General features: G+C 69.9%; 23 protein-coding genes and 1 pseudogene. 14 read left to right on the top strand and 10 right to left on the bottom strand.

What is annotated here, in order from left to right:
- The 7 genes from EFK10_RS40375 to EFK10_RS40405 form a co-directional block, all read right to left on the bottom strand.
- Nucleotides 1-871, bottom strand: an 871-nt coding sequence (locus tag EFK10_RS40375; RefSeq protein WP_127360628.1) for a PfkB family carbohydrate kinase, incomplete at its 3' end; no start/stop codon positions are given.
- A 4-nt stretch (nucleotides 872-875) separates the two neighbouring features.
- Nucleotides 876-1,895 carry an ADP-ribosylglycohydrolase family protein gene (locus EFK10_RS40380; protein WP_127360629.1) on the bottom strand — a complete coding sequence of 340 codons (1,020 nt, stop codon included), beginning with the start codon at nucleotides 1,893-1,895 and terminating at the stop codon, nucleotides 876-878.
- A 20-nt stretch (nucleotides 1,896-1,915) separates the two neighbouring features.
- The gene (locus EFK10_RS40385; RefSeq protein WP_127360630.1) at nucleotides 1,916-2,623 is read right to left on the bottom strand and encodes a GntR family transcriptional regulator; all 708 of its coding nucleotides are present in this window, start codon (nucleotides 2,621-2,623) and stop codon (nucleotides 1,916-1,918) included.
- Nucleotides 2,620-3,183, bottom strand: a complete 564-nt coding sequence (locus EFK10_RS40390; RefSeq protein ID WP_127360631.1) for a cysteine hydrolase family protein — start codon at nucleotides 3,181-3,183, stop codon at nucleotides 2,620-2,622. The genes EFK10_RS40385 and EFK10_RS40390 overlap by 4 nt, the downstream gene beginning before the upstream one ends.
- Nucleotides 3,180-4,688: a purine-cytosine permease family protein gene (locus tag EFK10_RS40395; protein ID WP_127360632.1), complete on the bottom strand. Its 1,509-nt coding sequence runs from the start codon at nucleotides 4,686-4,688 to the stop codon at nucleotides 3,180-3,182. The genes EFK10_RS40390 and EFK10_RS40395 overlap by 4 nt, the downstream gene beginning before the upstream one ends.
- A gap of 57 nt (nucleotides 4,689-4,745) precedes the next feature.
- Complete coding sequence (locus EFK10_RS40400; protein ID WP_206305789.1) at nucleotides 4,746-4,964, bottom strand: hypothetical protein; 219 nt, start codon at nucleotides 4,962-4,964, stop codon at nucleotides 4,746-4,748.
- 71 nt (nucleotides 4,965-5,035) lie between these two features.
- Nucleotides 5,036-5,842: a helix-turn-helix transcriptional regulator gene (locus EFK10_RS40405; RefSeq protein WP_127360633.1), complete on the bottom strand. Its 807-nt coding sequence runs from the start codon at nucleotides 5,840-5,842 to the stop codon at nucleotides 5,036-5,038.
- A 72-nt stretch (nucleotides 5,843-5,914) separates the two neighbouring features.
- On the opposite strand from EFK10_RS40405, the gene EFK10_RS40410 reads away from it, so the two are divergent.
- Nucleotides 5,915-6,631, top strand: coding sequence for an SDR family oxidoreductase (locus EFK10_RS40410; protein WP_127360634.1), 717 nt, complete (start codon nucleotides 5,915-5,917; stop codon nucleotides 6,629-6,631).
- 234 nt (nucleotides 6,632-6,865) lie between these two features.
- Nucleotides 6,866-7,267, top strand: a complete 402-nt coding sequence (locus EFK10_RS40415) for a hypothetical protein (protein ID WP_127360635.1) — start codon at nucleotides 6,866-6,868, stop codon at nucleotides 7,265-7,267.
- A 28-nt stretch (nucleotides 7,268-7,295) separates the two neighbouring features.
- Here EFK10_RS40415 and EFK10_RS40420 read toward each other — a convergent pair whose 3' ends face one another.
- The gene (locus EFK10_RS40420) at nucleotides 7,296-7,481 is read right to left on the bottom strand and encodes a DUF397 domain-containing protein (RefSeq protein WP_127360636.1); all 186 of its coding nucleotides are present in this window, start codon (nucleotides 7,479-7,481) and stop codon (nucleotides 7,296-7,298) included.
- 190 nt (nucleotides 7,482-7,671) lie between these two features.
- Between EFK10_RS40420 and EFK10_RS40425 the strand changes: the two genes are divergently transcribed.
- From EFK10_RS40425 to EFK10_RS40435, 3 genes are all read left to right on the top strand, one after another.
- Nucleotides 7,672-7,962, top strand: a complete 291-nt coding sequence (locus EFK10_RS40425; protein ID WP_127360637.1) for a type II toxin-antitoxin system Phd/YefM family antitoxin — start codon at nucleotides 7,672-7,674, stop codon at nucleotides 7,960-7,962.
- Nucleotides 7,955-8,407, top strand: coding sequence for a PIN domain-containing protein (locus tag EFK10_RS40430; RefSeq protein WP_127360638.1), 453 nt, complete (start codon nucleotides 7,955-7,957; stop codon nucleotides 8,405-8,407). The genes EFK10_RS40425 and EFK10_RS40430 overlap by 8 nt, the downstream gene beginning before the upstream one ends.
- Nucleotides 8,408-8,544: 137 nt before the next feature.
- On the top strand, nucleotides 8,545-8,781 hold the full coding sequence (locus tag EFK10_RS40435; protein WP_127360639.1) for a hypothetical protein: 237 nt from the start codon (nucleotides 8,545-8,547) through the stop codon (nucleotides 8,779-8,781).
- A gap of 58 nt (nucleotides 8,782-8,839) precedes the next feature.
- Here the strand turns inward: EFK10_RS40435 and EFK10_RS40440 are convergent, their stop codons facing one another.
- A complete protein-coding gene (locus tag EFK10_RS40440; RefSeq protein WP_127360640.1) occupies nucleotides 8,840-11,152 on the bottom strand; it encodes a M4 family metallopeptidase in 2,313 nt (770 codons plus the stop codon).
- 523 nt (nucleotides 11,153-11,675) lie between these two features.
- Between EFK10_RS40440 and EFK10_RS40445 the strand changes: the two genes are divergently transcribed.
- The 3 genes and pseudogenes from EFK10_RS40445 to EFK10_RS40455 all read left to right on the top strand — a co-directional run.
- Complete coding sequence (locus EFK10_RS40445; RefSeq protein ID WP_164836342.1) at nucleotides 11,676-14,156, top strand: SpoIIE family protein phosphatase; 2,481 nt, start codon at nucleotides 11,676-11,678, stop codon at nucleotides 14,154-14,156.
- A 57-nt stretch (nucleotides 14,157-14,213) separates the two neighbouring features.
- Nucleotides 14,214-15,086 (top strand): UDP-glucose 4-epimerase GalE, encoded by an 873-nt coding sequence (galE, locus tag EFK10_RS40450; protein WP_240677777.1) that lies wholly within the window; start codon nucleotides 14,214-14,216, stop codon nucleotides 15,084-15,086.
- 24 nt (nucleotides 15,087-15,110) lie between these two features.
- A pseudogene (locus tag EFK10_RS40455) lies at nucleotides 15,111-16,422 on the top strand (UDP-glucose dehydrogenase family protein); the annotation flags it as partial.
- Between the two features lie 109 nt (nucleotides 16,423-16,531).
- Here EFK10_RS40455 and EFK10_RS48135 read toward each other — a convergent pair.
- Entirely contained in the window at nucleotides 16,532-16,687 is a 156-nt protein-coding gene (locus EFK10_RS48135; RefSeq protein ID WP_164836343.1) for a hypothetical protein, read from the bottom strand.
- Nucleotides 16,688-16,723: 36 nt separating this feature from the next.
- Here EFK10_RS48135 and EFK10_RS40460 point away from each other — a divergent pair, with 36 nt between their 5' ends.
- The 6 genes from EFK10_RS40460 to EFK10_RS40485 all read left to right on the top strand — a co-directional run bounded on the left by EFK10_RS40460 (nucleotide 16,724) and on the right by EFK10_RS40485 (nucleotide 24,329).
- Entirely contained in the window at nucleotides 16,724-16,987 is a 264-nt protein-coding gene (locus EFK10_RS40460; RefSeq protein ID WP_127360643.1) for a hypothetical protein, read from the top strand.
- Nucleotides 16,988-17,108: 121 nt separating this feature from the next.
- Entirely contained in the window at nucleotides 17,109-18,113 is a 1,005-nt protein-coding gene (locus EFK10_RS40465) for a LacI family DNA-binding transcriptional regulator (RefSeq protein WP_127360644.1), read from the top strand.
- 285 nt (nucleotides 18,114-18,398) lie between these two features.
- The gene (locus EFK10_RS40470) at nucleotides 18,399-19,730 is read left to right on the top strand and encodes an ABC transporter substrate-binding protein (protein WP_127360645.1); all 1,332 of its coding nucleotides are present in this window, start codon (nucleotides 18,399-18,401) and stop codon (nucleotides 19,728-19,730) included.
- Nucleotides 19,731-19,737: 7 nt separating this feature from the next.
- Nucleotides 19,738-20,685, top strand: coding sequence for a carbohydrate ABC transporter permease (locus EFK10_RS40475; protein WP_127360646.1), 948 nt, complete (start codon nucleotides 19,738-19,740; stop codon nucleotides 20,683-20,685).
- The gene (locus tag EFK10_RS40480) at nucleotides 20,682-21,539 is read left to right on the top strand and encodes a carbohydrate ABC transporter permease (RefSeq protein ID WP_127360647.1); all 858 of its coding nucleotides are present in this window, start codon (nucleotides 20,682-20,684) and stop codon (nucleotides 21,537-21,539) included. Before EFK10_RS40475 ends, EFK10_RS40480 begins: the two co-directional genes overlap by 4 nt.
- A 60-nt stretch (nucleotides 21,540-21,599) precedes the next feature.
- Nucleotides 21,600-24,329, top strand: a complete 2,730-nt coding sequence (locus tag EFK10_RS40485; protein WP_127360648.1) for a glycoside hydrolase family 38 N-terminal domain-containing protein — start codon at nucleotides 21,600-21,602, stop codon at nucleotides 24,327-24,329.
- Nucleotides 24,330-24,533: the final 204 nt, after the last annotated feature.

The following is a 24,533-nucleotide window of genomic DNA, read 5'->3' on the forward strand; positions in this document are numbered from 1 at the left end:
GCCCCGGAGCGGTGACGGCCATCGCGGCGGCGCCGTTGGCGCGGCGGGCGGCGGCGGCCGGGGCCAGGCCCTGGGCCAGGGCGGCCATGAAGGCGCCGGTGTGGGCGTCGCCCGCGCCGTTGAGATCGACGGCGTCCACGGCGAATCCCGGGATCACGTCGAGCGTGCCGTCGTGATGCAGGAGGCAGCCGTCGGGGCCGGTACGGACCAGGGCGGAGCCGCGCTTCAGGCGGGCGCGCAGGGCGTGGGCGGCGGCAGACGGGTCGTCGGTCCCGGTGAGCAGCGCGGCCTCGCGGGCGTTGCAGCTCCACCAGTCGGCGCGTGCCGTGAGCAACTCCAGTGCGGCCGTGGGGATTTCACGGACCAGGGGCCCCGGGTCCACGACCACCGTGACGGCCGGATCGAGCTGCGGAAGCCACCCGATCAGGGCGGCGCGGTTGGACTCGTACAGCAGGCCGTATCCGGAGAGGTAGACCAAGTCACCCCGCCTCGGGTGGAGTTGAGCCAGGTCCTCTGGGGTCAGTGTGGCCTCGGCGCCCGGGCTGGTGACGAAGGTGCGCTCGCCCTCGGCGTCCACCAGGCAGACGACGAAGCCGGTGTCGCGTTCCGTGCGGGGCCTGAGCAGAGTCACGATGCCCTCGGCGCGCAGCGCGGCCCGCGCCCGGTCGCCGAAGGGCCCGGTGCCGTGGGCCCCCGCGTAGGTAACGGGCAGTCCTTGGCGAGCCGCCGCTGCCATGACGTTGAAGCCGCCGCCCGGTGTCCGCTCGCTGCGGGTGGCGAGCACGTCGCCGCCGCGCTCGGGCAGGGCCCGGACCTCCAGGACGAGGTCCATGACCACATTGCCGAGGTGCAGGAGCCGGTCGTATCGCATGGGCTCACTTCCGCCCGCGCAACGCGAGGAGAGCGGTAGCCGTCGTGTCGAGGTCGAGCTTGTTGACCCGGTCCAGGGTGGCCCGGGCGTCGGAGGGGAACGCCTCCACTCCGTGGCAGGCGCCCGCGATCGCACCCGCGATGGCGGCGATGGTGTCGCAGTCACCGCCGACCGACGCGGCGAGCAACACGCCCTGCCACGGGTCGTCCTGACAGGCAGTCAGCACCGCCAAGGCGGCCGGTACGGACTCCTGGGTCGCGAGGCTGGTGCCCACCAGCGCGTAGACCCGCTCGCACACCTCGGTCGCCGTGGGCAGCTCCCGTACGAGACCGGTGGCCCAGACGATCCGCTCGGCCACATCGGCGGCGGCCACCCAGTGGCCGCGCTCGGCGCCGAGGCGGGCAGCCCCGACCGCCGCCTCCACCGCCTCGGGAACCGACGCACCGTCAAGTCCGGTGCTCACGGCGGCGGCGACGGCTGCCGCTCCGGCCAGGGCGACCCCGGTGTTGTGGGTCAGCCTGCTGGCCTCCACCACCCGGTCCACCAGAGCGACCGGGTCCGCCGACGGCACGGCGATGCCCACGGGCGCGATGCGCATCGCCGCGCCGTTGGTGGTGCCGTACCGGCCGACCTCGTCCAGCGGGATACCCGCGAGGACCTGCTCCACCGCGCGCTTGGTGGACGGGCCGAGCAGATCGAGCGAGCCGCGGGTCCGCATGTCGTCCTCCCAGGCGACCAGGCGCCGGGCAAGCTCCTCCGCGTCGACGGCGCCCCCGCCGTCGAGCAGCAAACGGGCCAGCAGCAGGGCCTGTTCGGTGTCGTCGGTGATCGCTCCTGCGGGCATCCCGGCGGCCAGGGGATGGTCGGGGGCAGCGGGATGGAAGCCGGTCAGGACCGGGCCGTAGCGGGCGGTGATCTGCGGGCGGGACAGCATCTGCGTCGGCATGCCGAGGGCGTCGCCGAGCGCGAGCCCGTACAGGGCTCCGGTGGCGCGGCTGTGGAGGCTGGGGCTCACGGGACTCATGTGCGCTTTCCGGTGGTAGGTCAGCCGAATTCGAGGGACAGCTGGAAGTGGTCGGGATCGAGGAGGCTGACGACATGTTCGACGAAGGAGTCGTCGGCCGCGCGGCTTGTGCGCCGCGTGTCGAGGAACCAGTCCCCCGGTGCGCGACGCAGCACCTCCGCCTCGTGCGCGTCGATCCGCCGCCCGGCCAGGCGTTGCTCGCCATGGTCGGGGTGCAGCCCGGCCCGCCGCATGACCTCGGTGAGCGACAGGTCGCCGAGGCCCCGCTGCGGCAGTTCCCTGACGCTGGGGACGGAGGGCAGGAAGCTCCGTTCGTACGAGATCACCGAGCCGCCGTCGACGAGCTCCCGGGTACGCTCGACCCGTACGAACACACCTTTGTCCAGCGAGAGTTGATCGGCCAGCTCCTCGTCATGGACCTCCCGGACCGCGAGCGTCCGTACGCACGTGTCGACGCCCTGGGCGGCCAGGGCGTGCGCCCAGCCGAGCCGGTCGTCCAGCGGTCGGCCGTCGAAGAGTACGTAGGAGCCCTTGCCGGTGCGGGTGGCGATCAGGCCCGCTTCGCTCAGTTCGGCGAGCGCGGTACGGACCGTGGTGCGGCTGACGCCGAAGCGCTGGGCCAGGGCGTGTTCCCCCGGCAGTTGCTCGCCGGTGGGCAGGTCTCCGCGGCGGATCTCTTTGGCGAGGATCTCGGTGATCTGCTGGTGCTTGAGCCGGACGCCGGTCAAGACGGGTCCCCGGTAAGGATGTCGTCCACGGTGACGACTCGGATCAGCGGTCCGTACAGGTCCATCACATGGAGGGCCTTGGCGTGCGAGTCGTCGTCCACTCCCGCGCACGCGTCGGCGACCACGAGTACCTCGGCTCCGGCGTCGGCGGCGGCGAGGGCGGTCGACAGCACGCAGCAGTCCGTGCTGACCCCGGCCAGGACCAGCCGTCCGTCAGGGCCGACGCGCTCGGCCAGTTCGGGGGTCCACTTGCCGAAGATGGTGGCGTCCAGCACGTGCGGGGCGCGAGCGGCGAATTCGTCCGTCAGCTCCCAGAGCCGGGACTGCGGCGGCTGCAGCGCGAAGGGCCACTGGTCGTAGTACGCACGCCAGGCACCGACGGGCTTCTCGGGCGCGAGGAAGCGGGTGAAGGTGACCCGATCCCCGAAGGCCGGCAGCAGTCGACGTACGCCCTCGGCGGCCTCGTCGAAGCGGGGGGTGGCCCAGGGGCTGTCGGGCTCGGCGAACACCCGCTGCATGTCGATGACGGCGAGCCGACCGCGGAATGCCTCGGCACTCATGCGCTCAGCACCTCCTCGCTCGCCGCCGGGCTCGGGTCCTCCCGCTCCTGGGCCCGCACCCGCCCGCCCCCGAGGGCGAGCGTGCCGAGGAAGCCGAGGGCGAGCGCGGCCAGGACGCCCAGGTTGGCGTAGGCCCAGGCGCCCGACTTGCCGCCGAGGCCCAGCGGGCCGAGCAGATAGCCCTGCCAGTTCAGCCAGCTCGCGGCCGTGTTGGTGACCAGGCCCCAGCCGACCGCGGTGAGGGCGACGGTGAGCAGCAGCGGCTGGAGCGGGACGTCGCCGTAGCGACCGCCGCTGCGGAACAGATCGGCCTCGTCGTAGTCGCGGCGGCGCATCGCCAGGTCGGCCAGCATGATCCCGCACCAGGCGGCCACGGGGACGCCCAGCGTGGTGAGGAAGCCGATGAACTGGCCGAGGAAGTTGTCGGTGAAGAAGACGATGTAGACCGAGCCCGCGATCATCAGGACGCCGTCGACGAGCGCGGCCAGATAGCGCGGCACCCGCAGACCCGCGGCGAGCAGGGCCAGGCCGGAGGAGTAGATGTCGAGGACCGCGCCGCCGACGAGGCCGAGCACGGCGACGGCGGCGAAGGGAACCAGGAACCAGGTGGGCAGGATCGTGGTCAGCGCACCGATCGGGTCGGCGGCCACGGCCTTGCTGAGGTCACTGGAGGAGCCCGCGAGGAGCAGGCCGAAGACCAGCAGGAGCAGCGGCGCCACCGAGGCGCCGAAGGTCGTCCAGCCGACCACGCCCCGGCTGGAGGAGCCGCGCGGCAGGTAACGGGAGTAGTCCGCGGCGGCGTTGACCCAGCCGAGGCCGAAGCCGGTCATCATGAAGACCAGCGCGCCGATGAACTGCTCAGCGGAGCCCGCCGGTACGGCGCTGACGGTATGCCAGTGGATGTGATCGGCCACCAGCGCGATGTAGACGACCGTGAGCACGCCGGTGACAACGGTGATGACGGTCTGCAGCCGCATGATCAGGTCGAAGCCCATCACACCGCCGACCACGATCAGCGCGCCCACCACGATCAGGGCGACCACCTTGGTCTCGGTGCCGCCGCCCCAGCCGAGCCGCCCGAAGACGGTCGCGGTGGCCATGGTCGCGAGCGCGGTGAGCACCGTCTCCCAGCCGACCGTCAGGATCCACGAGATCACGGCGGGCAGCCGGTTTCCGCCCACGCCGTACGCGGCCCTGCTGAGCACCATCGTCGGAGCCGAGCCACGCTTGCCCGCCACGGCTATGAAGCCGCAGAGCAGGAAGGAGAACACGATGCCGATCACTCCGGCGGCCAGCGCCTGCCAGAAGGAGATGCCGAAGCCGAGCGCGAAGGCCCCGTAACTGAGGCCCAGGATCGAGACGTTGGCCCCGAACCAGGGCCAGAACAGCGTGCGCGGAGTGCCCTTGCGCTCCGCGTCACCGATCACATCGAGGCCGTGCGCCTCCACCTGGAGCTGTCGGCCTGAGGAGCCGCGGTCGGTTCCGCCACCGAGAGAATCCGTCATCGTCGACCTACCTGTCTAGACGTGTCCAGGGGAGGCTAGGCCGGTGACCTCGGTGCGTCAAGGGCCCTGGTCAGCTGGGGGCGCCGCGGGAGGCACCGTCTTCGCCCACACGGCCCAGTCGGCCAGCGCCTGGTAGAAGCGGACTCCCGCTTCGATGGCGACGCGCAGCGACTTGGTCTGGGGGCTGTCGCCCTGCTCACCGCGGTCCTTGGCGTCCGCGTACGACCGCTTCTTCGCCGAGTCCGTTTTCCCTGACCGAGGCGTCGATGTGACCACGGCACGCAGCTGGGCGGCCGGGTGGCCCGACCCCGGCGAAGCGGCGCCGCAGGACGGGCGAGCCAGGAGGGTCAGCCGGCGGGGAGCAGGTGGCGCAGGGCTCGGGCGGAGGGGGTGCCGGGGTCCGCGGTGATGAAGACGACCTGCTGGTCGTCGTCGGGGACGGTGAGTACGTCGCAGTTCAGGCGCAGTCGGCCCACTTGCGGGTGGGTAAGGGTCTTGGTGCGGTGGCCGGGGGCATGCACTGGGTTGGTGTCCCAGATCTGGCCGAACTCCTCGCTTCCGGCGCGCAGTTCGGCCAGCAGGCGGCCGAGTGCCTCGTCTCGGGGGTAACGGTCGGCGGCGCGGCGCAGCCGGGAGACCACGATGTGGGTGAACTCCTCGGCGCTCGAGCTCTCGTAAGGGCGGCCGACGCCCAGGAACCGCCGACGGGCGAGGTTCGGCTCCGCGCTGAGGTCGCCCCCCAGCAGGGCACCGGCGAGCGGGTTCCAGGCGATGACGTCGTACGTGGCGTCGGTGACGATGGCCCCCGTCTCGGGCATGCGGCGTAGCAGGTCCACCAGGTGCGGGCGGACCCGGCGAACCGGGCCGGGTGGCGGTGTCGGGTTGGTGCCGGCCAGCCGGAAGAGGTGGATTCGCTCGGCCCGGGTGAGCCGGAGCGCATCGGTGAGGGCGTCCAGGATGCGCGGTGACGGGCGCGGGCCCCGTGCCTGTTCGAGGCGGGCGTAGTAGTCGACGGACATCTGGGCCAGCAGGGCGACCTCTTCCCGGCGCAGGCCGGGGGTTCGGCGCCGCCGGTCGCCGGGCAGGCCGACGTCGGCGGGGCGCAGGTTCTCCCTGCGGTCGCGCAGGAAACGGGCCAGCTCCGGCCTCGCCATGCCGCCTCCTTCCGGCTGACAGGGATCGGTTGTCCCTGGATCGGCCGATGCCTCTACGGAATCGTGGACGTCATGAACGATTCCACAGCACTGGTCACCGGTGCCAACAAGGGCATCGGTAAAGAGATCGCGCGGCAGCTCGCCGCCGCAGGACTCACCGTCTACGTCGGCTCGCGCGACGCCGGGCGGGGAGAGCAGGCCGTCAAGGAGATCGGCGGCGACGCCCGGCTGCTGGTCCTCGACGTCACGGACGACACGAGCATCGCCGACGCCGCCCGGCAGGTCGAGAGCCTGGACATCCTGGTCAACAACGCCGGCATCATGGTCGACGGCAGTTCGGCGCCCGAGGCCGACGTCGACAGCTTCCGCCGTACGTACGAGACGAACGTCTTCGGGGTCCTCGCGGTCACCAACGCCTTCCTGCCGGCGCTGCGCCGTTCCGCGGGGCCGCGCATCGTGAACGTCTCCAGCGGGACCGGGTCGCTGACCTGGAGCGCGGACCCGGAGCAGCAGTTCGCTCTCGCGGCCGGCTCCGGCGCCGCCTACCGCTCGTCCAAGTCGGCCCTCAACGCGGTGACGCTCTTCTACGCCCAGGCACTCGCCGCCGGGGGTTTCAAGGTGAACGCCCTGGCCCCCGGTCTGCGGGCGACCGACCTCAACGCGCGCGCCGCCGCCAGCTCCGGAGATCCGGCCGAGGGCGCTGCGGGCGCCGTCAGGCTGGCCCTCCTGCCGGACGACGGACCCACCGGCCAGTTCTTCAGCTGGGACGGAACCGCCGTGCCGTGGTAGGCCGCTACCAGGGCGGATGGCAGCCCGGCGTCGGCGGCTACGACCATAATTGTCCGCGCACATGGACCAGTACGGCGATGTAGGCCGCCGCGTCCGCCGCGCCCAGGCCCGCGCACTCCGGCCGCATCCGGAGGCGCCGACACTGCCCGTCATCCCCGCTCCCGCACCCTGGAGTCCGTACCGGCCTCGGACGCGCCGTCCCGCCCGCGGGTCGGTCTCACGAAAGCCACCGACGTGGCGGTACCCCACTCGGCTCCCGGAGTCCGGGCGAGTCTCGGCTGGCTCGTGCCGATCGTCTTCCTCGGGATGACGGCGATCCTGGGCGTGGGCGAGCCAGACGTCGCGGCTCCGGCGTGGTTCAGGATCACGACCAGGCTTGCGGCACTGGCGATGACTGCGGAGCTGCTACGTCTGTGGGTCCGGCGCAGGCGCTGGCAGATGGCCAACCCCATGCCCTCGGGGACCGGTCCGCTGGCCACGGGGGCGTTCTTCGCGCTGCTCGCCGCGAGTATGTTCGCGAACATCGAGCCGGACGGCGGAGCCGCATGGGCCGCGTCAGTCGTGTCCCTGCTCCTACTGGTGCTGGGCACTGCCCTCCGCGTGGGCAAGCCGAAGGGAGCCAACGTTTCCAACTGACCGCGCGGAGGTCTGTTACGGCAACGCCTCAGCCGCGCGCGGCGAACCGCACGAACCGCGCCCAGGCGTCACGGCCGACGGCGAAGTGGGGGCGCGTCACGTCCTTGGAGTCCCTTACGTGGACGGCCTGTTCAGTGACGGCGACCTCCACGCAACTGTCGCCTTGGGTGCCGCTGTAGCTGGACTTGAACCAGGCGAGTTCCGTCGTACTCATAGCTCCCCTCGCAGTCGCTCCAGCAAGCCCCGCGATTCCTTGGGGTGGCAGACTCCTCGAAGGTCTCGATCTCAGCGCGCCGCGCCGTGCCTGCCGATACGGGCGTCACCGGTGATCAACGGCACGCTCAGGGGTTCGGCCAGGGCGCCTTACTGGGCCTCGGGTGTAGAACGCGTAGTACAGTCGTGGCATGAGCGATAACGCGGAGGTCCCGCTCAGGGAGCTCAATCAGCAGACATCGCGTGTCCTCGCCCGGGTGGCGGCCGGGGAGACGGTGACCATCACCAAGGACGGCGTGCCCATAGGGGACATCGTGCCCCGTGGTGCGCTGACGGGCCCGCCCGCGTACCCGTTCCGTACCGACCCCATGGGAGACCTGGACCTTCCGGACCTGGGCGGCCCCGTGCTCGACGACGACGAGATCGAGACGACGCTGCGCGGCATGGGCGGAGCCGCTGCGCCCGAGGAGACCGATGGCTGACATCCCGGTCGCGATCGCCGACACCAACGCCCTGTACCGGCTGTTCACACCCAAGGACCCACGCCACGCGGCCCATCGGGAAGCTCTCGCGCGAACAGGCCACCTCGTGGTGTCGCCCATGGTGCTCACCGAGCTGGATTACCTGCTGACCTCACGTATCGGCCCCTCGGCAGTCATGAACGCCCTCGACTTCATCGCCGGGCGGGCCGAAGCCCGCCGGTTCGAGATCCCCGACACCGCCACACACCTGCGGAGCGCCATGGCGGTGATGCGCGGGTATGCGGACGCGGACGGCGGTGCGGGGGTGGGACTCGCCGACGCGATGAACGTGGCTCTGGCGGCGGCCTTCCAGACTGCCGACATGTTCACCACTGACGGCCACTTCCGCATGATGCGGCCGCTCACCGGCCAGCCCGCCTTCCGGCTGCTTCCCGACGATCTCTGACCTGCGGGGGCTGGCCGGCCGCCGAGGGGACACCCCCGAGACGGGAAGCCTCGGCAGCGACTGCGCTCGTACAGCCCTGGGCTGTCAGTGGGAGCCCCTATCGTTCTCGGTGGATCTGCCAAGGGGAACCGGAGACGATGGCCGACGAGCACACGCAATACCCGGAGTTCCGGCTGCGACTGCCGAATGATGGGCCGTACGCGCGGGGGCGCGTCCTGCCCGAGAAGGGGATGAACGGGAGCCTGAAGTTCCTGGTCCTCGCCGGTTCGCCGGTGCGCTCGCAGATGCTGCCCGGCGTCGGGCGCCATGGCGCATGGCAGGACGTACTGCTGGCCGCGGCCCAGGTGCAGCCGAAGGGCCGGGGCGAAGCGTGAGCCCCGGAAGCCCCGCCCCGGAAGGGACGGGGCCGGAGCGCGTAGGGACGGGGAGGGGTCAGAAGGTCAGCTTCCAGGTGTCGATGTAGCCGGTGTCGACGCTGTAGACGTCCTGGACGCGGAGCTTCCACGTGCCGTCGGCGGTCTCGCTGGAGGCGTCGACCGTGTAGGTGGTGTCGACGTTGTCCGCCGAGTCGCTGCCGGAGCCCTTCAGGCGGTACGTGGAGCCGTCGGGCGCGACCAGGTCGATGACCAGGTCACCGCGGTAGGTGTGCACGATCTTCACGTAGACCTGCAGGGTGCTCGGAGCGTTGCCGGAGCGGCCGGCGACGGTGAGCGGGGATTCGACGGCCGGGCCCGCGTCGGGGATGTCGGTATTGGTGGGGTTCTCCCAGACGGAGGCGCCGGAGGCGGTGATGTTCCAGTCGAAGGACACCGAGGCGACGCTGCCGGTGGAGTCGGTCACCGTGACGCCGACGCCGGAGGTGCCGGCCGTGGTCGGGGTGCCGGAGATCAGCCCGGTGGCCGGGTCGATGGCCAGGCCGTCGGGCAGGCCGGTGGCGGCGTAGTCGAGCGTGGCGCCGGTGTTGGTGGTCGTGGCCTGGATCTGCAGGCCGGCGGCGAGTCCGGTCACGCCGGTCTGGCCGCCCGGGTTGGTGACCGAGGTGCCGTGCACGACACGGCTGCCGACGTTGATCGCGGCCCAGGTGTTGGCGACCGTCTCGTACGTCGCGCTGTCGGCGCCGAACAGGTCGGCGGCGGCCTGCAGGGTGGCGGTGCGGGCGCCGGCGTAGTTGGTCGTCGACGTCATGTAGGTGGTCAGGGCCCGGTACCAGATCTGCTCGGCGTTGCTGATGCCGATGCCGGGCACCGGCAGGCCGTCGTAGGTCGGACTGTCGTAGGCGACCCCGTTGATGGTCTTGGCGCCGCTGCCCTCGGAGAGCAGGTAGAAGAAGTGGTTCGCGGGGCCCGAGGAGTAGTGGACGTCCACGCTGCCGAGGGTGGAGGACCAGTAGTCCCTGGAGGCACCGTCCTTGGAGGGCTTGTCCATGTAGCGCAGCGGGGTGCCGTTGCCACGGATGTCGATCAGCTCGCCGACCTCGTAGTCGGGGACGTCCTGCGGGTTGTTGGCGTAGAACTCCACGGCGGCGGCGAAGATGTCGCTGGTGGCCTCGTTCAGGCCGCCGGACTCGCCGCTGTAGTTGAGGGCCGCCGTTGCGGCGGTCACGCCGTGGCTCATCTCGTGGGCGGCGACGTCGAGCGCGGTCAGCGGCTTGGCGTTGCCGGAGCCGTCGCCGTAGGTCATGCAGAAGCAGGAGTCCTGCCAGAAGGCGTTGACGTAGTTACTGCCGTAGTGGACACGGGAGTAGGCGCCGACGCCGTCATTGCGTATGCCGTTGCGGCCGAAGGTGTCCTTGTAGAAGTCCCAGGTCTCCTGGGCGCCGTAGGCGGCGTCCACGCCGGCGGTCTGGCGGTCGCTCTGGACGCCGCTCCCCCAGACGTCGTCCGCGTCGGTGTAGAGGGTCCCGGTGCCGGACGAGCCCTGGTTGAGGTCGTACGTCTTGTGGCCGCCGCGCGTGGTGTCGGTCAGCTCGTACGTGCTGCCGGACAGCGTGCTGCCGATGGTGACGGGGCCGCTGTACTGGCCGGTGCCGGTGCCGGTCTCCACGGCCTCGTACGCGGACAGCTTCATGCCGGTCCGGGCGTCGGTGACGACATGCAGCTCGCTGGGGGTGCCGTCGTCCTGCTTTCCGGTGGCCACGGACTCCCAGGCGAGGGCGGGCGTGCCGCTTGCCGCCCAGACCACCAGGCGCGGAGTGCCCTTCGCCTTCACGTTCTTGGCGCCGTCCGCGAGTGCGGCCCCGAGCGCGGCCTTCTGCGCCGTGGCCTTCGAGGTCCCGGCCTTGGTCGTCGGTACCGATATCCGGGCGCTGGTGGCCCTGGTGACGGCTTCCCCGCTGCCGGCGCGCTCGTGGACGACCAGGTCGCCGCCAAGCACCGGGAGGCCGGCCAAGGTGCGGGCGTAGCGGGTGTGCACGGTGCCGTCCGCGTCCTTGACGACGTCCTTGACGATGAGCTTTTCGCCGCTGCCCAGGCTCAGGAATCTCGCGGTGGTGGCGGTGGAGTCCGCGGCCCGTTGCAGCAGCGCCCCGCGCTGGGTGGGGGTCAGCTTGACCTGGGCGGCACCCGGCTTGGGGGTGGCGATGATCTTCTTCTGGGCGCCGTTCGGGGTCTGCGCGCCGGCGGTTCCGGTCTGCGCGCCGACGGCGAGCAGGGCGGTCAGGGCGACCAGCGCTCCGGCGGCAGTCTTCGTGCGGCGGGTGACGGATGTCGTCTTACGAGAGCGGTCTCGGGACGATAAGTGTTGCACTGCTGCTCCTTCTTCCGCGGCCGCGGGACGCCGGCCGGTGGGCAACCGGACGGTCGGTCGGGACGTCCGGGCGGTGCAGTGAGCTGGGCGGTAGGCCCAAGGGGCACCACAGGTCTAGACCCCCGTACCGTGGCTGAGGAGAGCATGACACCCTTTGGCATCGTTGTCAGGATCGCGTCAATGCAATTCCTTTACCTGCATACGGTCGCGCCTGGGGCGGCGGAGGCGTCTCACGCTGCCCCCGGGCGAAGAAAGGCCCCTCGGGATCAGCGCCGCCGGTTCCCGTTCACAGCGGCGCGAAGAGGAATTTGCACGGCCGCAACGTGGGCGCACCGTCCGGGCGCCGTCGAACTGGCCCTGCGCCCACTCCGAGCGTGGGCGTGCCGGGGCGCGCGGACCGGTTCCGGACGGGCTGAAAACCGGCGCGCCAGCCTGGCTTTTTGGTATTTTTGTTGATTATCGCCTTAAATATCGCTACTCAGCAGGGCGCAATATGAGGTCACGGGCGCCAACCCGATCGAGGATGACGGGTGCCAGACGGGGGCTGACGCTCCGTACGGTCATCGCCAGCAGTGTGGTCGCCTTGCTGCTCGGCGTTACCTTCGCCGTGCTCCTGCATGCCGTGGACGATGTGCGCTCGTCGACCGACGCGCGTAAGTACATCCGGTCGTCGCTCGTCCAGGCGGGAGTGCTGGAGAAGACCGTCCTTGACATCGAGACGGGCCAGCGTGGCTTTGTCATCACCCGGCGGGAGCAGTTTCTGCAGCCGTGGACGGCGGGGCGGGCCGCGTTCCCCGGGCAGGCCCTGGAATTCGTGCGGCTCTCGGACGCTCCTGGGCAGCGGAGCATCGCGCTGGCGATCTCCCGGGACGGGCAGTCCTTCATCAACGACTATTCCGTTCCGCTGGTCGAATCGGTACGCCGGGGAGATCCTGCCGCGTCGAGCACCGCCACGACGCAGGAAGGGCGGCGGCGCGTCGACACGCTGAGGAGACTGTTCGACAGATACGACCAGGTGTCCCAAGGCACCCTCACGGCGCGTGAAGACGCCGCCGCCGCCAACGTCCGATGGGCCACCGTCGGGGCAGTGGCGGGGCTCGCGGGATCGATGCTCCTCATCGGGGCCTTTGCGTGGTACCAGTCGGTCGCCATCCTCCGGCCCGTTCGCAGGGCAGCCGCCGTGGCCGGCCGGCTGGCCGACGGCGACCTCACCACACGCATGCCGGAAGACGGCGTGGGGGAGATCGGCGACCTGGAGGTCGCGTTCAACACCATGGGGAGTTCGCTGGAGAGGAGCCTCGAGCGGGCGGAGATGGCTCGCGCACGCCTCGAGCTGTTGTACAGCGCCAGCGTGGCCGTCGGCACCACGCTCGACGTGGAGCGGACCGTGCAGGAACTGGCACGGGTGGCGCTCGCCGGGTTGGCCGACTACGTCACGGTCGACCTGGCGGGCGCGGTCCTGCAGGGCGAGGAGCCAACGCGGGAGGACCTTACGGAACTGCTCCGGGTGGCTGTGAGTGGCATCCGCGAGGACGCGCCGCTCTTCCCGTGCGGCGAGGTGATCACGCCGGCCCCGGAGACCCCCCAGGCCCGCAGCCTCGCTAGCGGGCGGGCCATGAGCGAACCCGACCTGCGCGCCACAACCGACTGGCGCTCCCAGGACCCGGACCGGGCCACGAAGTTGCTCGAGTTCGGCATGCACTCGCTGATGTCGGTGCCGCTGCGGGCCCGGGGCGTGCTGATGGGAGTGGTCACCTTCTGGCGCTCGGAACGGTCGGAACCGTTCGAGGCCGACGAGCTGTCCTACGCGGAGGAAGTGGTCGCCAAGGGCGCCGTCGCCATCGACAACGCCCGCCGCTACACCCGCGAACGCGCCACCGCGCTGACCCTGCAACGCAGCCTCCTCCCGCAGCGGCTGCCCGGCCAGACGGCCCTGGAGGTCGCCTCCCGCTATCTGCCGGCCGGCTCGCGGGCCGGCGTCGGCGGTGACTGGTTCGACGTGATCCCGCTGTCCGGCACCCGGGTCGCCCTGGTCGTCGGTGATGTCGTCGGCCACGGCATCCACGCCGCCGCCACCATGGGCCGGCTGCGTACCGCCGTACGCACCCTGGCCGACGTCGACCTCCCGCCGGACGAGTTGCTGACCCACCTCGACGACCTGGTCATCCACCTCACCAGCGAGGAACAGGCCGGGATCGCCGAAGGCTGCCAGGCGGCCGCGGGTGAACTCGGTGCGACCTGCCTGTACGCGATCTACGACCCCATCTCACGGCGGTGCGTCCTGGCCTCCGCCGGCCATCCGATGCCCTTCGTCGTCGCGCCCGACGGCTCCGTCGAGTTGGTCACCGGATCCACGGGGCCCCCGCTGGGGGTCGGCAGTCTGCCCTTCGAGTCCGTCGAGCTGGAACTGGCCCCGGGCAGTGTGCTCGCCCTCTACACGGACGGCTTGATCGAGTCCCGCGACCACGACATCGACCAGGGGATGGAGCAGCTGCGCCAGGCCCTGTCCCTGCCAGCTCAGTCGCTGCAGATCGCGTGCGACACCGTGATCAACACACTGCTGCCCGACCCCGAGCGGCCGGCCGACGACGTCGCCCTGCTCCTCGCCGGCGTCCGCGCCATGTCCCCGGAACAGGTCGCCACCTGGGACATCCCCGCCGACGCCGCGCGGGTGGTGGACGCCAGGGAACTGGCCGTCGCCCAGCTCGAGGCGTGGGGGCTTCAGGAGGCCCAGTTCATCACGGAGCTGGTGGTCAGCGAGCTGGTCACCAATGCCATCCGCTACGGCGCCGCCCCCATCCAACTACGCTTGATCCGCGACCGCACCCTGATCTGCGAGGTCTCCGACGCCAGCAGCACCGCACCCCACATGCGGCGGGCACGGGTCTTCGACGAGGGTGGCCGGGGCCTGCTCCTGGTCGCCCAGCTCACCCAGGGCTGGGGCACCCGACAGACCACCACGGGCAAGGTCATCTGGTGCGAGCAGGCGCTGGGGGACGAATAACTCCCCCATTCAAGGAGCTGAACGCCGCAGCGGGGCTTGCGCCCCGCTGTTCCGCGGTTGAAGCGTCAGGCCGACCTGCGGGACCGCGCGGCGCTGGACGCCGTGTTCGCCGCCCACGAGATCGACTCGGTCATCCACTTCGCCGCCAAGAAGGCCGTCGGCGAATCGACGCGCATCCCGCTCGAGTACTACGACATCAACGTCACCGGCACCGTCAACCTGCTGCTGGCCATGACCCGGCACGGGGCGCGCAGGGTGGTGTTCTCCTCGTCCTGCTCGATCTACGGCGAGACCCCGAAGGTGCCGCTGGACGAGGACGACCCCGCCGCCCCCGCCAACCCGTACGCGCGGACCAAGTACCTCTGCGAACAGCTGCTCGCCGACGCGTGCGCGAGGTATCCCGAGCTGTCGGTGATCGCCCTGCGCTACTTCAACCCGATCGGCGCCCACCCGAGCGGGGAGATAGGCGAGGACCCGACGGGCGTGCCGAACAACGTGCTGCCCTACATGGCCCAGGTCGCCGTCGGGCGTCTCACCGAACTGCCCGTCTTCGGCGACGACTACCCCACCCCCGACGGCACCGGCGTACGCGACTACATCCACGTCTCCGATGTCGCCGACGGCCACCGCGTCGCCCTCGACCACCTCGACGACGAGCAGGGTCTGCGGGTGTTCAACCTCGGCACCGGGACCGGCGCGTCGGTCCTGGAACTCCTGGCCGAGTTCACCAAGGCCGTCGGCACCCCCATCCCGTACCGCATCCAGGCACGCCGCGCCGGTGACGTGCCCACCCTCATCGCCGACCCCGGCCGCGTCGAGCGCGCCTGGGGCTGGCGGACCACCCGCGACCTCACCGCCATGTGCGCCGACGCCTGGCGTTTCCAGCGGCTCCACCCCAACGGCTACTCCAGCGGTCCCCCCACCGTCTGATCCGCATTACGAGGAGGCCCCCCGATGCGTCTCACCGTCATCGGCACCGGATATCTCGGTGCCGTACACGCAGCATGCATGGCCGAGATCGGTCATGAAGTCCTCGGAGTCGATGTCGACACCGCCAAGATCGAAGCACTGGCCGCCGGCCGGACGCCGTTCCACGAACCGGGTCTGGACGAGATCCTGGCCCGCAACGTCCAGGCGGGCAGGCTGCGCTTCAGCACCTCGCTCACCGAGGCCGCCGAGTTCGGCGACGTCCACTTCATCTGCGTCGGCACCCCGACAGAAGCCCGGGTCCAACGCCGCCGACATGCGCTACATCGACGCCGTCGTCGACGGCCTCGCCCCGCATCTGCACCGCGACACACTCGTCGTCGGAAAGTCCACCGTCCCGGTCGGTACGGCGGCACGCCTCACCGAGCGGATCCGGAACCTCGCGCCGGTCGGCCCGGCCGCCACGCTGGCCTGGAACCCCGAATTCCTCCGCGAGGGCTTCGCGATCCAGGACACCCTGCACCCGGACCGGCTGGTCGTCGGCGTCACCTCCCCGGCGGACGACATCATCCTGCGCGTCGTCTACGCCCCGATTCTGGACAGCGACGGCACCCCGTGGATCTCCACCGACCTCGCCACGGCCGAGCTGGTCAAGGTGTCCGCCAACGCCTTCCTCGCCACCAAGATCTCCTTCATCAACGCCATCGCGGACGTCTGCGATGCCGCCGGCGGTGACGTCACCACCGTCGCCAAGGCCATCGGTTACGACGCCCGCATCGGCCCGCGCTTCCTCTCCGCGGGCCTGGGCTTCGGCGGCGGCTGCCTGCCCAAGGACATTCGCGCCTTCTTCGCCCGCGCGCAGGAACTCGGCGTACAGGAGTCGCTGGGCTTCCTCAAGGAGGTCGACGAGATCAACATGCGGCGACGGCTGCGTACCGTCGTCCTGGCCCGCGACCTCGTCGGCGGCTCCTTCCTCGGCCAGAACATCGCGGTGCTCGGCGCGGCCTTCAAGCCCGACAGCGACGACGTCCGCGACTCCCCCGCGCTCAACGTCGCCGCCGCGATCCAGTTGCAGGGCGGCCGTGTCCGCGTCCACGATCCCGCCGCGATCGACAACGCCCGCGCCGTGTTCCCGACCCTGGACTACGCCCTGGACATCGACAAGGCGTGCGAGCAGGCCGACCTGATACTCCATCTCACCGAATGGCAGGAGTACCGCGACCTCGATCCCGACGCGCTGGCCGCAGCGGTGCGCAGCCCCCGGATCCTCGACGCCCGCAACGCCTTGCCGGTGGACCGGTGGCAGGCGGCCGGCTGGACCGTACGCGCACTCGGCCGTTCCTTCGCCGGAACCGCGGCCTGAGCCCCGGCCCTCAGTGGCCGGTGAACCGAAGACCGAGGAGCCCGTCGGTACCCCCACGCCGACGGGCTCCTCTCGGCGTCCTCAGTCAGTAGTCCTTGAGGACAAGGGCATTGACGACCTGGCCGAAGTCCTGAAACTCGATCTCCGCTACGGCCTCGCCCTGGGCGGCGCCGGTCTGGGCCTCGACGCGGGCCTTGTTGGTGAGGGCGAGTTGCTGGTTGTCCGCCACGTAGCCGCGCAAGGCGTCCTGGTACGCATCGAACGCGACGTCTGGATCATGGTGGCCGCACTGTCCCCGCAGTCCCTGCCCGAATGGATCGCCGCCAAGAACGCGGCCTTCGCCGATCCCGAATTCCAGCGCCTCTACCTGGCCTGCGACAAGGCCCTGGACTGGGATCCCGACGACCCGAGGCTCACCGACCTCGCCGCCGCCATGGCAGCCTGGGACGCCCGCCAGCCAGCGCCCGCCAAGGCCCAACCCGGGACGCTCACCCTCATGTACTCCCACGTCGCCGGTTCCTCCCGGCGTGGCAGCGGTTGATGCAGCTGCTGTCCCCGCCGCCTCAGGGCTGAGCCGACCCGACCTCGCGCCGCCGCGCCCGGCACGTGCATACTCGGGCCCTGCGGGCGCATCGGCGGCCGCGAGCAGCGGGAGGTGCACGATGGTGTCGTCGTCTGGGACGGAACCCCGGAGGATCACGATCCATGACGTCGCCCGATCCGCAGGGGTGTCCCGTCAGACAGTGTCGCGGGCGCTGAACGACAAGGACGAGATCGACGACTCGACCAAACAGCGCGTGCTCGACGCCGCCCGCGCGCTCGGCTACCGGCCGAGCCGGTTCGCCCGCGGTCTGGTCCGGCAGGACACCACCACCATCGGGCTGGTGATCCCGGACCTGCTCAACCCGTTCTTCACCGAGGTCGCCGCGGCCGCGCTGGAGGCGGCCCGGGCCCGTGGCTGGCACGTTGTCGTATACGACACCGCGGACAGGGCCGAAGAGGAACTCGGCACACTGCAGGTGATCAGCTCGCAAGTGGACGCAGTCGTCGGCTACTTCAGTTGCCCGGAGGACGAACTCGAGCTGTTCACCCGCGGCATGCCGGTGGTGCTCATCGGCCGCGAGCACCACAGCGCGCGGTTCAGCTCGATCCGGATCGACGGTGAGGAGGGTGTCCACGCCGCGGTCGCGCACCTGGTCGCGGAGGGCCACACGCGGATCGGCATGCTCGACCACTACGGCCGCGCCGAGCCGAGCATCCGGCGCGAGTGGTTCACGACGGCCGCGGCGGCGTACGGGATCGACGCCGGCATGGTGGTCGGCGCGGACCAGTCGGCCGACGGCGGCGGAGCGGCGCTCAAAACCTTGCTCGCCGCCCATCCGGATGTCACCGCGGTCTTCACCTTCAACGACATCATCGCGATCGGCGCCCTGCGCGAGGCACGCCGGCTCGGCAGGAGCGTCCCGCAGGATCTCGCCGTGATCGGCTTTGACGGCCTGCAGCTCGGTGCGCTCGTCGAGCCCCCGCTCTCCAGCGTCGCCCTCGACACGCGAAAGCTCGGCGCGCTCGCCATCGACCAGGTCGCACGGCTGCTGACCGGGGTGAACCCGCTCGGGGCCGACGACCTCGTCGTCCGGGCCGAGCTGCGGTTGGGCGGGTCCGCTTAACCTGCTGGACACGTGTGTGACCCGAAAGCCTTGACACTCGACGGCAGCGGAGCGCACACTTCCCAACAATTCACAATGCTCCCGTGAGCGCTCCCGTGAACGTTCACGGGAGCGCTCACGGGAGCGAATAATGGCTTGCAGATTCCCGCCACGGCGCTCGGCGCTTGAACCGACACCGTTGCGTCCTGTCCCTTCCAACCAGAAGGCAGCCGGAAACCCCCTTGCCTGAGGTGTCAACGTCGACCCGTCTAGCGCCGTCGCTAGTCGTTCTCTGGAACGGAAAATATGAGCAACACAGTCACGCGCATCCGCCTCGCCGTCGCCGCGGCAGCCAGTATCGCCGTACTCGCCGGGTGCTCGTCGCCCGCTCCGTCGGGTAATGCGTCCGCAGCCTCCTGTGCGCCCGCGACGGGCAAAGTCACCCTCCAGTACTGGAACACCGTTCCGGGAATGGACCAGGTCGTCGCCCTGTGGAACAAGGAGAACCCGAACATCCAGGTTCAGACGAAGAACATCTCCAACGACCAGTACGGGACCATCGGCAACGCCCTCAAGGCGGGCAAGGCGCCGGACCTTGCGCAGGTCGGCTACGACGAGCTCCCCGACCTTCGCACCCAGAACGCCTTCGTGGACGCCTCGGCCTGCTCGGCAGCCACCGCGGCCAAGTCGGACTTCGTGCCGTGGACCTGGTCGCAGACGAGCTTCGGCGGCACCGGCGTGTACGCCTTCCCGCAGGACACCGGCCCGATGGCCCTGTACGTGCGCACCGACATCTTCAAGAAGTACGGCGTCGCGATCCCGACGACCTGGGACGAGTACGCGGCGGACGCGCAGAAGCTGCACAAGGCGGACCCCAAACTCGATATCACGTACTTCGACCCGAACAACGCCGAGTGGTTCAACGGACTCCTCTGGCAGAACAACGCCGAGATGTACAACTACTCCGGCGGCAAGTGGCAGGTCTCGGTCACATCCGCCCAGAGCAAGCAGGTCGCCGACTACTGGCAGAAGCTGATCAGCGACAAGCTCGTTCGCACCGATCTCGCCAACGGTTCGACCCAGATGTACGCCGCGTTCCAGAAGAACGAGATCGCCACCTCCGTCGGCGCCGCCTGGGGCTACAGCATGATGCGCGACAACCTGCCCAGCCAGGCCGGCAAGTGGTCGATCGTCCCGATGCCGACATGGGGCTCGAGCGCCGCGTCCGGCGACTGGGGCGGATCCACCGTCGCGTTCATGAAGGGCAGCACGCACCTGTACGAGTCGGTCAAGTTCAACACCTGGCTGAACACCAACCCGGAAGCCCTCGCGCTGGAGAACAAGCTGGGCGGCCTCTACCCGGCGGCCACCGCCGGTTCGAAGCTTCCCGCACTCTCGCAGGGCGTCCCGTACTACAACAACGAGAAGATCTTCGACGTCTTCGCCGCTGCGTCCAAGAAGATCGACACCAGCTTCTCCTGGGGTCCCACCCAGAAGACGGTGAACCTGGCGCTTCAGGATGCGATGGCCAAGGCGACAGCTGGCAACGGCACGCTCAGCGACGCACTCACGGCCGCCCAGGCGAGCGCACTGAAGTCGATGAAGGATCTCGCGATCCCGGCTGCGGCAGGCAAGTGACCGCAGCATGACTGACATCGCAACCCGCGCGACTCGCGTGGTGGCTGCGACCGGAGGCCGCCGTCGTCTCAACGGCGGCGGCCCTCGGGCGGGCACCATAGCGGCGTTCCTGATTCCGTTCTTCCTCCCGTTCGTGCTCTTCTACCTGGTGCCGATCGGCTACGCGCTCTGGCAGAGCTTCCTCGTCGTGCGCCGCACCGGCGGCCAGTACGGCACGTCGTACACGACCTTCGGCGGTTTCGAGCAGTACGTGCAGGTGTTCCAGAACAACGAGTTCTGGTCCAGCATCGGGCGTATCGGACTGTTCGGCATCGTGCAGGTGCCGGTCATGCTGTTCGTCGCGCTGATCATGGCGCTGCTGCTCGACACTCCCCTGCTGAAGATCAAGTCGTTCTTCCGCATCACGGCGTTCATGCCGTATGCCGTGCCCGGCGTCATCGCCGCGATCATGTGGTCGTTCCTCTACTCGCCACAGCTCAGCCCCCTCATCGACCTGCTGAACGGCATCGGCCTCCACCCCGACTTCCTCGGCCCGGGCGCCGTGCTGTGGTCGGCGGCGAACGTCTCGACCTGGCTGTGGACCGGCTACAACATGCTGATCATGTTCTCGGCACTGCAGGCGATCCCGCAGGAGCTTTACGAAGCCGCCAAGCTCGACGGTGCGAGCAACTGGGCGATCGCGTGGAAGATCAAAGTCCCGATCATCGCCCCGTCGATCATCCTCACCACGGTGTTCTCGATCATCGGCACGCTGCAGCTCTACGCCGAGCCGGCCGTGCTGCGCCAGATCTCCTCGAACATCTCGAGCACGTTCACACCGAACATGCTCGCGTATGCGGTGGCCTCCGGAAACAACTACCAGCAGGCAGCGGCGATCTCCGTGGTCATCGCCCTCATCACCTTCGTCTTGAGCTTCGGGTTCATGCGACTGACCTCGAAGAGGGCCGGACTGTGAGCAACCAGACCCTGATCCGCGAGAGCCGCGTCAGCCGCACGGTCGTCATGGCTCTGATGTTCGTCCTGGCGATCTACTTCCTGCTGCCGATCTACTTTCTGATCGTCGCGGCGACGAAACCGCAGGGCGACCTCGCCTCCACCAACGGGCTGGCGTTCTCGCACTTCCAGCTGTTCAAAAACCTGGGCACCCTGTTCAGCCAGAGCAACGGCATCTTCCTGCAGTGGGCGCTGAACAGCGTGATTTACGCGGTGCTGGGCGCGGTCGTCGGAACCCTGCTCTCCGCGCTGTGCGGCTACGCGCTCGCCAAGTTCACGTTCCGGGGCCGCGAGTTCCTGTTCTCCGTCATCCTCGGCGGCGTCCTCGTCCCCACCACCGCTCTCGCGCTCCCACTGTTCCTTCTGTTCTCGGCGACCGGGATCGTCAACACCTACCTCGCGGTGTTCCTGCCCAGCATCGTCAGCCCGTTCGGCGTCTACCTCGCCCGCATCTTCGCCGCCGCCGCCGTCCCCGAGGAGATCCTCGAGTCGGCGCGCCTGGACGGTGCCGGCGAGTTCCGCACGTTCTTCTCGGTGGCGATCAAGCTGATGGCGCCGTCGCTGGTGACCATCTTCCTGTTCCAGTTCGTCGCCATCTGGAACAACTTCTTCCTGCCGATGGTGATGCTGCAGAAGGAGTCGCTCTTCCCGATCACGCTCGGCCTCTACGAGTGGAACGGTCAGACCTCCCGTGTCCCGCTCCTTCAGGAATCCGTGATCACCGGCTCGCTGGTCTCGATCGTGCCCGTGATCATCGTGTTCATCCTGCTCCAGCGGTTCTGGCGCACCGGGCTCGCCGCCGGCTCCCTCAAGTAACTCCGTACCGCCGCTCTCCTGTCCCCCACGTCCTCCCGCCAACAGAAGGTTCCTCTCCCCATGCAGAACTCCGCCGTCTTCGTGCCCCATTTCCACTGGGACCGGGAATGGTATGAGCCTTTCCAGGTGTTCCGGCACCGGCTTGTCGCCGCTCTCGACACCGTGCTGGAGACAGCCGAGGCGAACCCGGACTTCCGGTTCACCGTCGACGGGCAGATGGCCGCGATCGAGGACTACCTGGAGATGCGACCGGAGAACCGCGATCGAGTCGTGGCCCTGGTCACCGGCGGCCAGCTCGCCGTCGGACCGTGGCTCATCCTGCTCGACGAGTTCCTCTGCTCCGGCGAGACCATCGTGCGCAACCTGCAGATGGGGTGGGCGGCCGCGGCGGAGCTCGGCGGCTCGATGCCCATCGGCTACCTGCCGGACATGTTCGGCCACGTCGCGCAGATGCCGCAGATCCTGGCGCGCGCCGGAATCGAGCATGCGGCGCTGTGGCGCGGTGTTCCCGGCTCCGTCGAGGGTCACGCCTTCCGCTGGCGCGCTCCCGACGGCTCCGAAGTGCGCACCGAGTTCCTCTTCGACGGATACGACAACGGCCTCGACGTCCTGCTTGTGCCCGACCAGATCAGGCGCGCGCTCGGCGAGTACGCGGAGATGACGGTCGAGCGGTGGGGTGGCGACCCGGTGCTCGCGATGGCCGGCACCGACCACAACGCGCCCGACCCGCAACTCGCGACCTGGCTGCGGCGTGCATCCAGCGACGAGCGCGCCATCACCATCGCGACGCTCGACGAGTACATCCGCGAGCACGTGCGCGACGAGGTCTCCGCCGTCGTCACCGGTGAGCTGCGCAGCCACGTGCGCGGCAACATTCTCCCGGGTGTGCTCTCCGTGCGGCTCGGGCTCAAGCAGCGCATGGCCGTCGCCGAGCGCACCGTCGACCACGCCGAGCGGGTGAACGCCCTGTGGTCCCAGCGCGACGACTCGCCGTTCCTCTCGCTCGCGTGGCACAAGATCATCGAGTCGTCCGCGCACGACTCGGTCGTCGGCTCCGGCACCGACGAGACCTCCGATCAGGTCGAGGCGCGTCTCGCCGAGGCCACGCACGCCGCACGGGCGGTCCGGGACGCGGCCCTCGCCGAGCCCGCCGCCCTGGTGCCGAGCGACGGCTACCTGGTCGCCAACCCGCTGCCCTTCCCGCGCACCGCATTGGCCGAGGTGGATGTCGTGGCCCCGCCCGAGGGAACCGTTCTCGTCGCGACCGCCGCCGACGGCTCGGCGCACCCGGTGCAGCTGATCTCCCAGGCCCCGACCGTACTCAGCGACGAGCGCATGGACGCCTCGCAGCTCGAACGTGTGCTGCGCCGCATCCACCGCCGCGAGCTCTTCGGCCGTCTGATCGACACTTACGAACTCACCCCGGGGTCGCTCGTCTTCCACCTCGCCGAGGTGCCGACCAGCGGACCGTTCGACCTGCTGATCCTGCGCCGGGAGGTGGCTGCCGCGGCCGCCGCGCATCCGGGTGAGTGGAGGGTGCTGACGCTGGAGGAAGCTCGCGCGACCGCGCTGGTGCCCGTGGACGTCCCCGCCTCCGGGCTTGCAAGTTTCCGGGTCGAACCGAGCGACCGGACTGCCGCGCAGTCGACGACGTCCGCACCCGCGACGGCGACGGCCCGCGCGCTTTCGAACGGACTGGTCGAGGTCGCGATCGCCGCCGACGGCACCCTGGACGTGACCGGGGCCGACGGCACCGTGCTGCACGGAGTCGGCCGCCTCGTCGATGGCGGTGACCGCGGCGACAGTTACAACTACGCTCCGCCAGCACAGGATGTGCTCGTGTCGGAGCCGACGGAGGTCGCCATCGAACTCCTCGAGAACGGCCCGCTGCGTTCGAGGATGCGTGTCACCCGCGTCTACGAATGGCCCACCGCACTCTCCTCCGAGCGCGACCTACGCAGCAGCCAGACCGTGCCGACACCGGTGGAGACACTCGTGGAGGTCCGCGCAGGTGAGCCGTTCGTGCGCGTCTCCACGTCGTTCCTGAACCAGTCCGCCGACCACCGGCTGCGCTTCCACGTGCCGCTGCCCGAGCCGGCGGCCGTGTCCGCATCCGCCGGGCAGTTCGCCGTCACCGAGCGTGGGCTCACCGCCGAGGGCGGCTGGGGCGAATACCCGATCCCGACCTTCCCCGCGAGTTCGTTCGTGTCGGCCGGCGCCGCCAACGTACTGCTCGACCACGCCACTGAGTACGAACTCGTCGGCGACGGCTCCGAACTCGCCATCACTCTGCTGCGTGCGATCGGCTCGATCAGCGTCAACATCCATCCGCTCCGTGACGAGCCCGCGGCGACGGAGATCCCCGCACCGGGCGCACAGGATCTCGGCGTGCGCATCGAGAACCGTTTCGCCGTCGTGCCCTCGGCGACCGGCTGGCAGGGTGCGAACGCGGTCGCTCTCGCCGAAGACTTCCGCAACGACGTGCTGGTCGCCCGCGGGACCGCGCCCGCCGAAGGTCAACTGCCCCCCGACGCGACCGGCGTGCAGGTCGACGGTGCGGACATCCTCGTCTCGAGCATCCGCCGCGTCGCCGACGACGATCGCGGTGCCGGCATCGAGGTGCGGTTGGCCGCGATGAGCGACACGGGATCGACCGCCCGCGTGACTGGCACGTTCACAGAAGCCACCACGGTCGACCTGCTCGGCCGGCCGCTCTCCTCGACGCTGGTCGCGGACGGACTCGAACTCGCCCTCGGCCCGTGGGAGATCCGAACGGTCGTGGTCCGGTAGACAACTGCAACCGCATGAAAAGGACGAACTCACGGTCATCGACAGATTCGCGATCCACGGCACAGGCGAACGACCCTGAGCTCGCCCCGCTTCCCTAGAGCCGGCCTTCTCCGCACGATGCCGATGATCGAGGGCAACCAAGCCCCGATCATTCGAGTCGGCGAATGTAGCCAGCGTTCGGATCCTTTTTGTTATCAAGAAAGC

It is taken from the genome of Streptomyces soli (genome assembly GCF_003999195.1).
In the GTDB taxonomy this organism is placed as follows: domain Bacteria; phylum Actinomycetota; class Actinomycetes; order Streptomycetales; family Streptomycetaceae; genus Actinacidiphila; species Actinacidiphila soli.

Excerpts from the sequence above, each read along its gene's own strand:
- EFK10_RS40380 (WP_127360629.1), bottom strand. The coding sequence starts at position 1,895 with ATGAGTCCCGTGAGCCCCAGCCTCCACAGCCGCGCCACCGGAGCCCTG.
- EFK10_RS40390 (WP_127360631.1), bottom strand. The coding sequence starts at position 3,183 with ATGAGTGCCGAGGCATTCCGCGGTCGGCTCGCCGTCATCGACATGCAG.
- EFK10_RS40395 (WP_127360632.1), bottom strand. The coding sequence starts at position 4,688 with ATGACGGATTCTCTCGGTGGCGGAACCGACCGCGGCTCCTCAGGCCGA.
- EFK10_RS40405 (WP_127360633.1), bottom strand. The coding sequence starts at position 5,842 with ATGGCGAGGCCGGAGCTGGCCCGTTTCCTGCGCGACCGCAGGGAGAAC.
- EFK10_RS40410 (WP_127360634.1), top strand. The coding sequence starts at position 5,915 with ATGAACGATTCCACAGCACTGGTCACCGGTGCCAACAAGGGCATCGGT.
- EFK10_RS40420 (WP_127360636.1), bottom strand. The coding sequence starts at position 7,481 with ATGAGTACGACGGAACTCGCCTGGTTCAAGTCCAGCTACAGCGGCACC.
- EFK10_RS40425 (WP_127360637.1), top strand. The coding sequence starts at position 7,672 with ATGAGCGATAACGCGGAGGTCCCGCTCAGGGAGCTCAATCAGCAGACA.
- EFK10_RS40430 (WP_127360638.1), top strand. The coding sequence starts at position 7,955 with ATGGCTGACATCCCGGTCGCGATCGCCGACACCAACGCCCTGTACCGG.
- EFK10_RS40435 (WP_127360639.1), top strand. The coding sequence starts at position 8,545 with ATGGCCGACGAGCACACGCAATACCCGGAGTTCCGGCTGCGACTGCCG.
- EFK10_RS40445 (WP_164836342.1), top strand. The coding sequence starts at position 11,676 with ATGACGGGTGCCAGACGGGGGCTGACGCTCCGTACGGTCATCGCCAGC.
- EFK10_RS40460 (WP_127360643.1), top strand. The coding sequence starts at position 16,724 with ATGGTGGCCGCACTGTCCCCGCAGTCCCTGCCCGAATGGATCGCCGCC.
- EFK10_RS40465 (WP_127360644.1), top strand. The coding sequence starts at position 17,109 with ATGGTGTCGTCGTCTGGGACGGAACCCCGGAGGATCACGATCCATGAC.
- EFK10_RS40470 (WP_127360645.1), top strand. The coding sequence starts at position 18,399 with ATGAGCAACACAGTCACGCGCATCCGCCTCGCCGTCGCCGCGGCAGCC.
- EFK10_RS40475 (WP_127360646.1), top strand. The coding sequence starts at position 19,738 with ATGACTGACATCGCAACCCGCGCGACTCGCGTGGTGGCTGCGACCGGA.
- EFK10_RS40485 (WP_127360648.1), top strand. The coding sequence starts at position 21,600 with ATGCAGAACTCCGCCGTCTTCGTGCCCCATTTCCACTGGGACCGGGAA.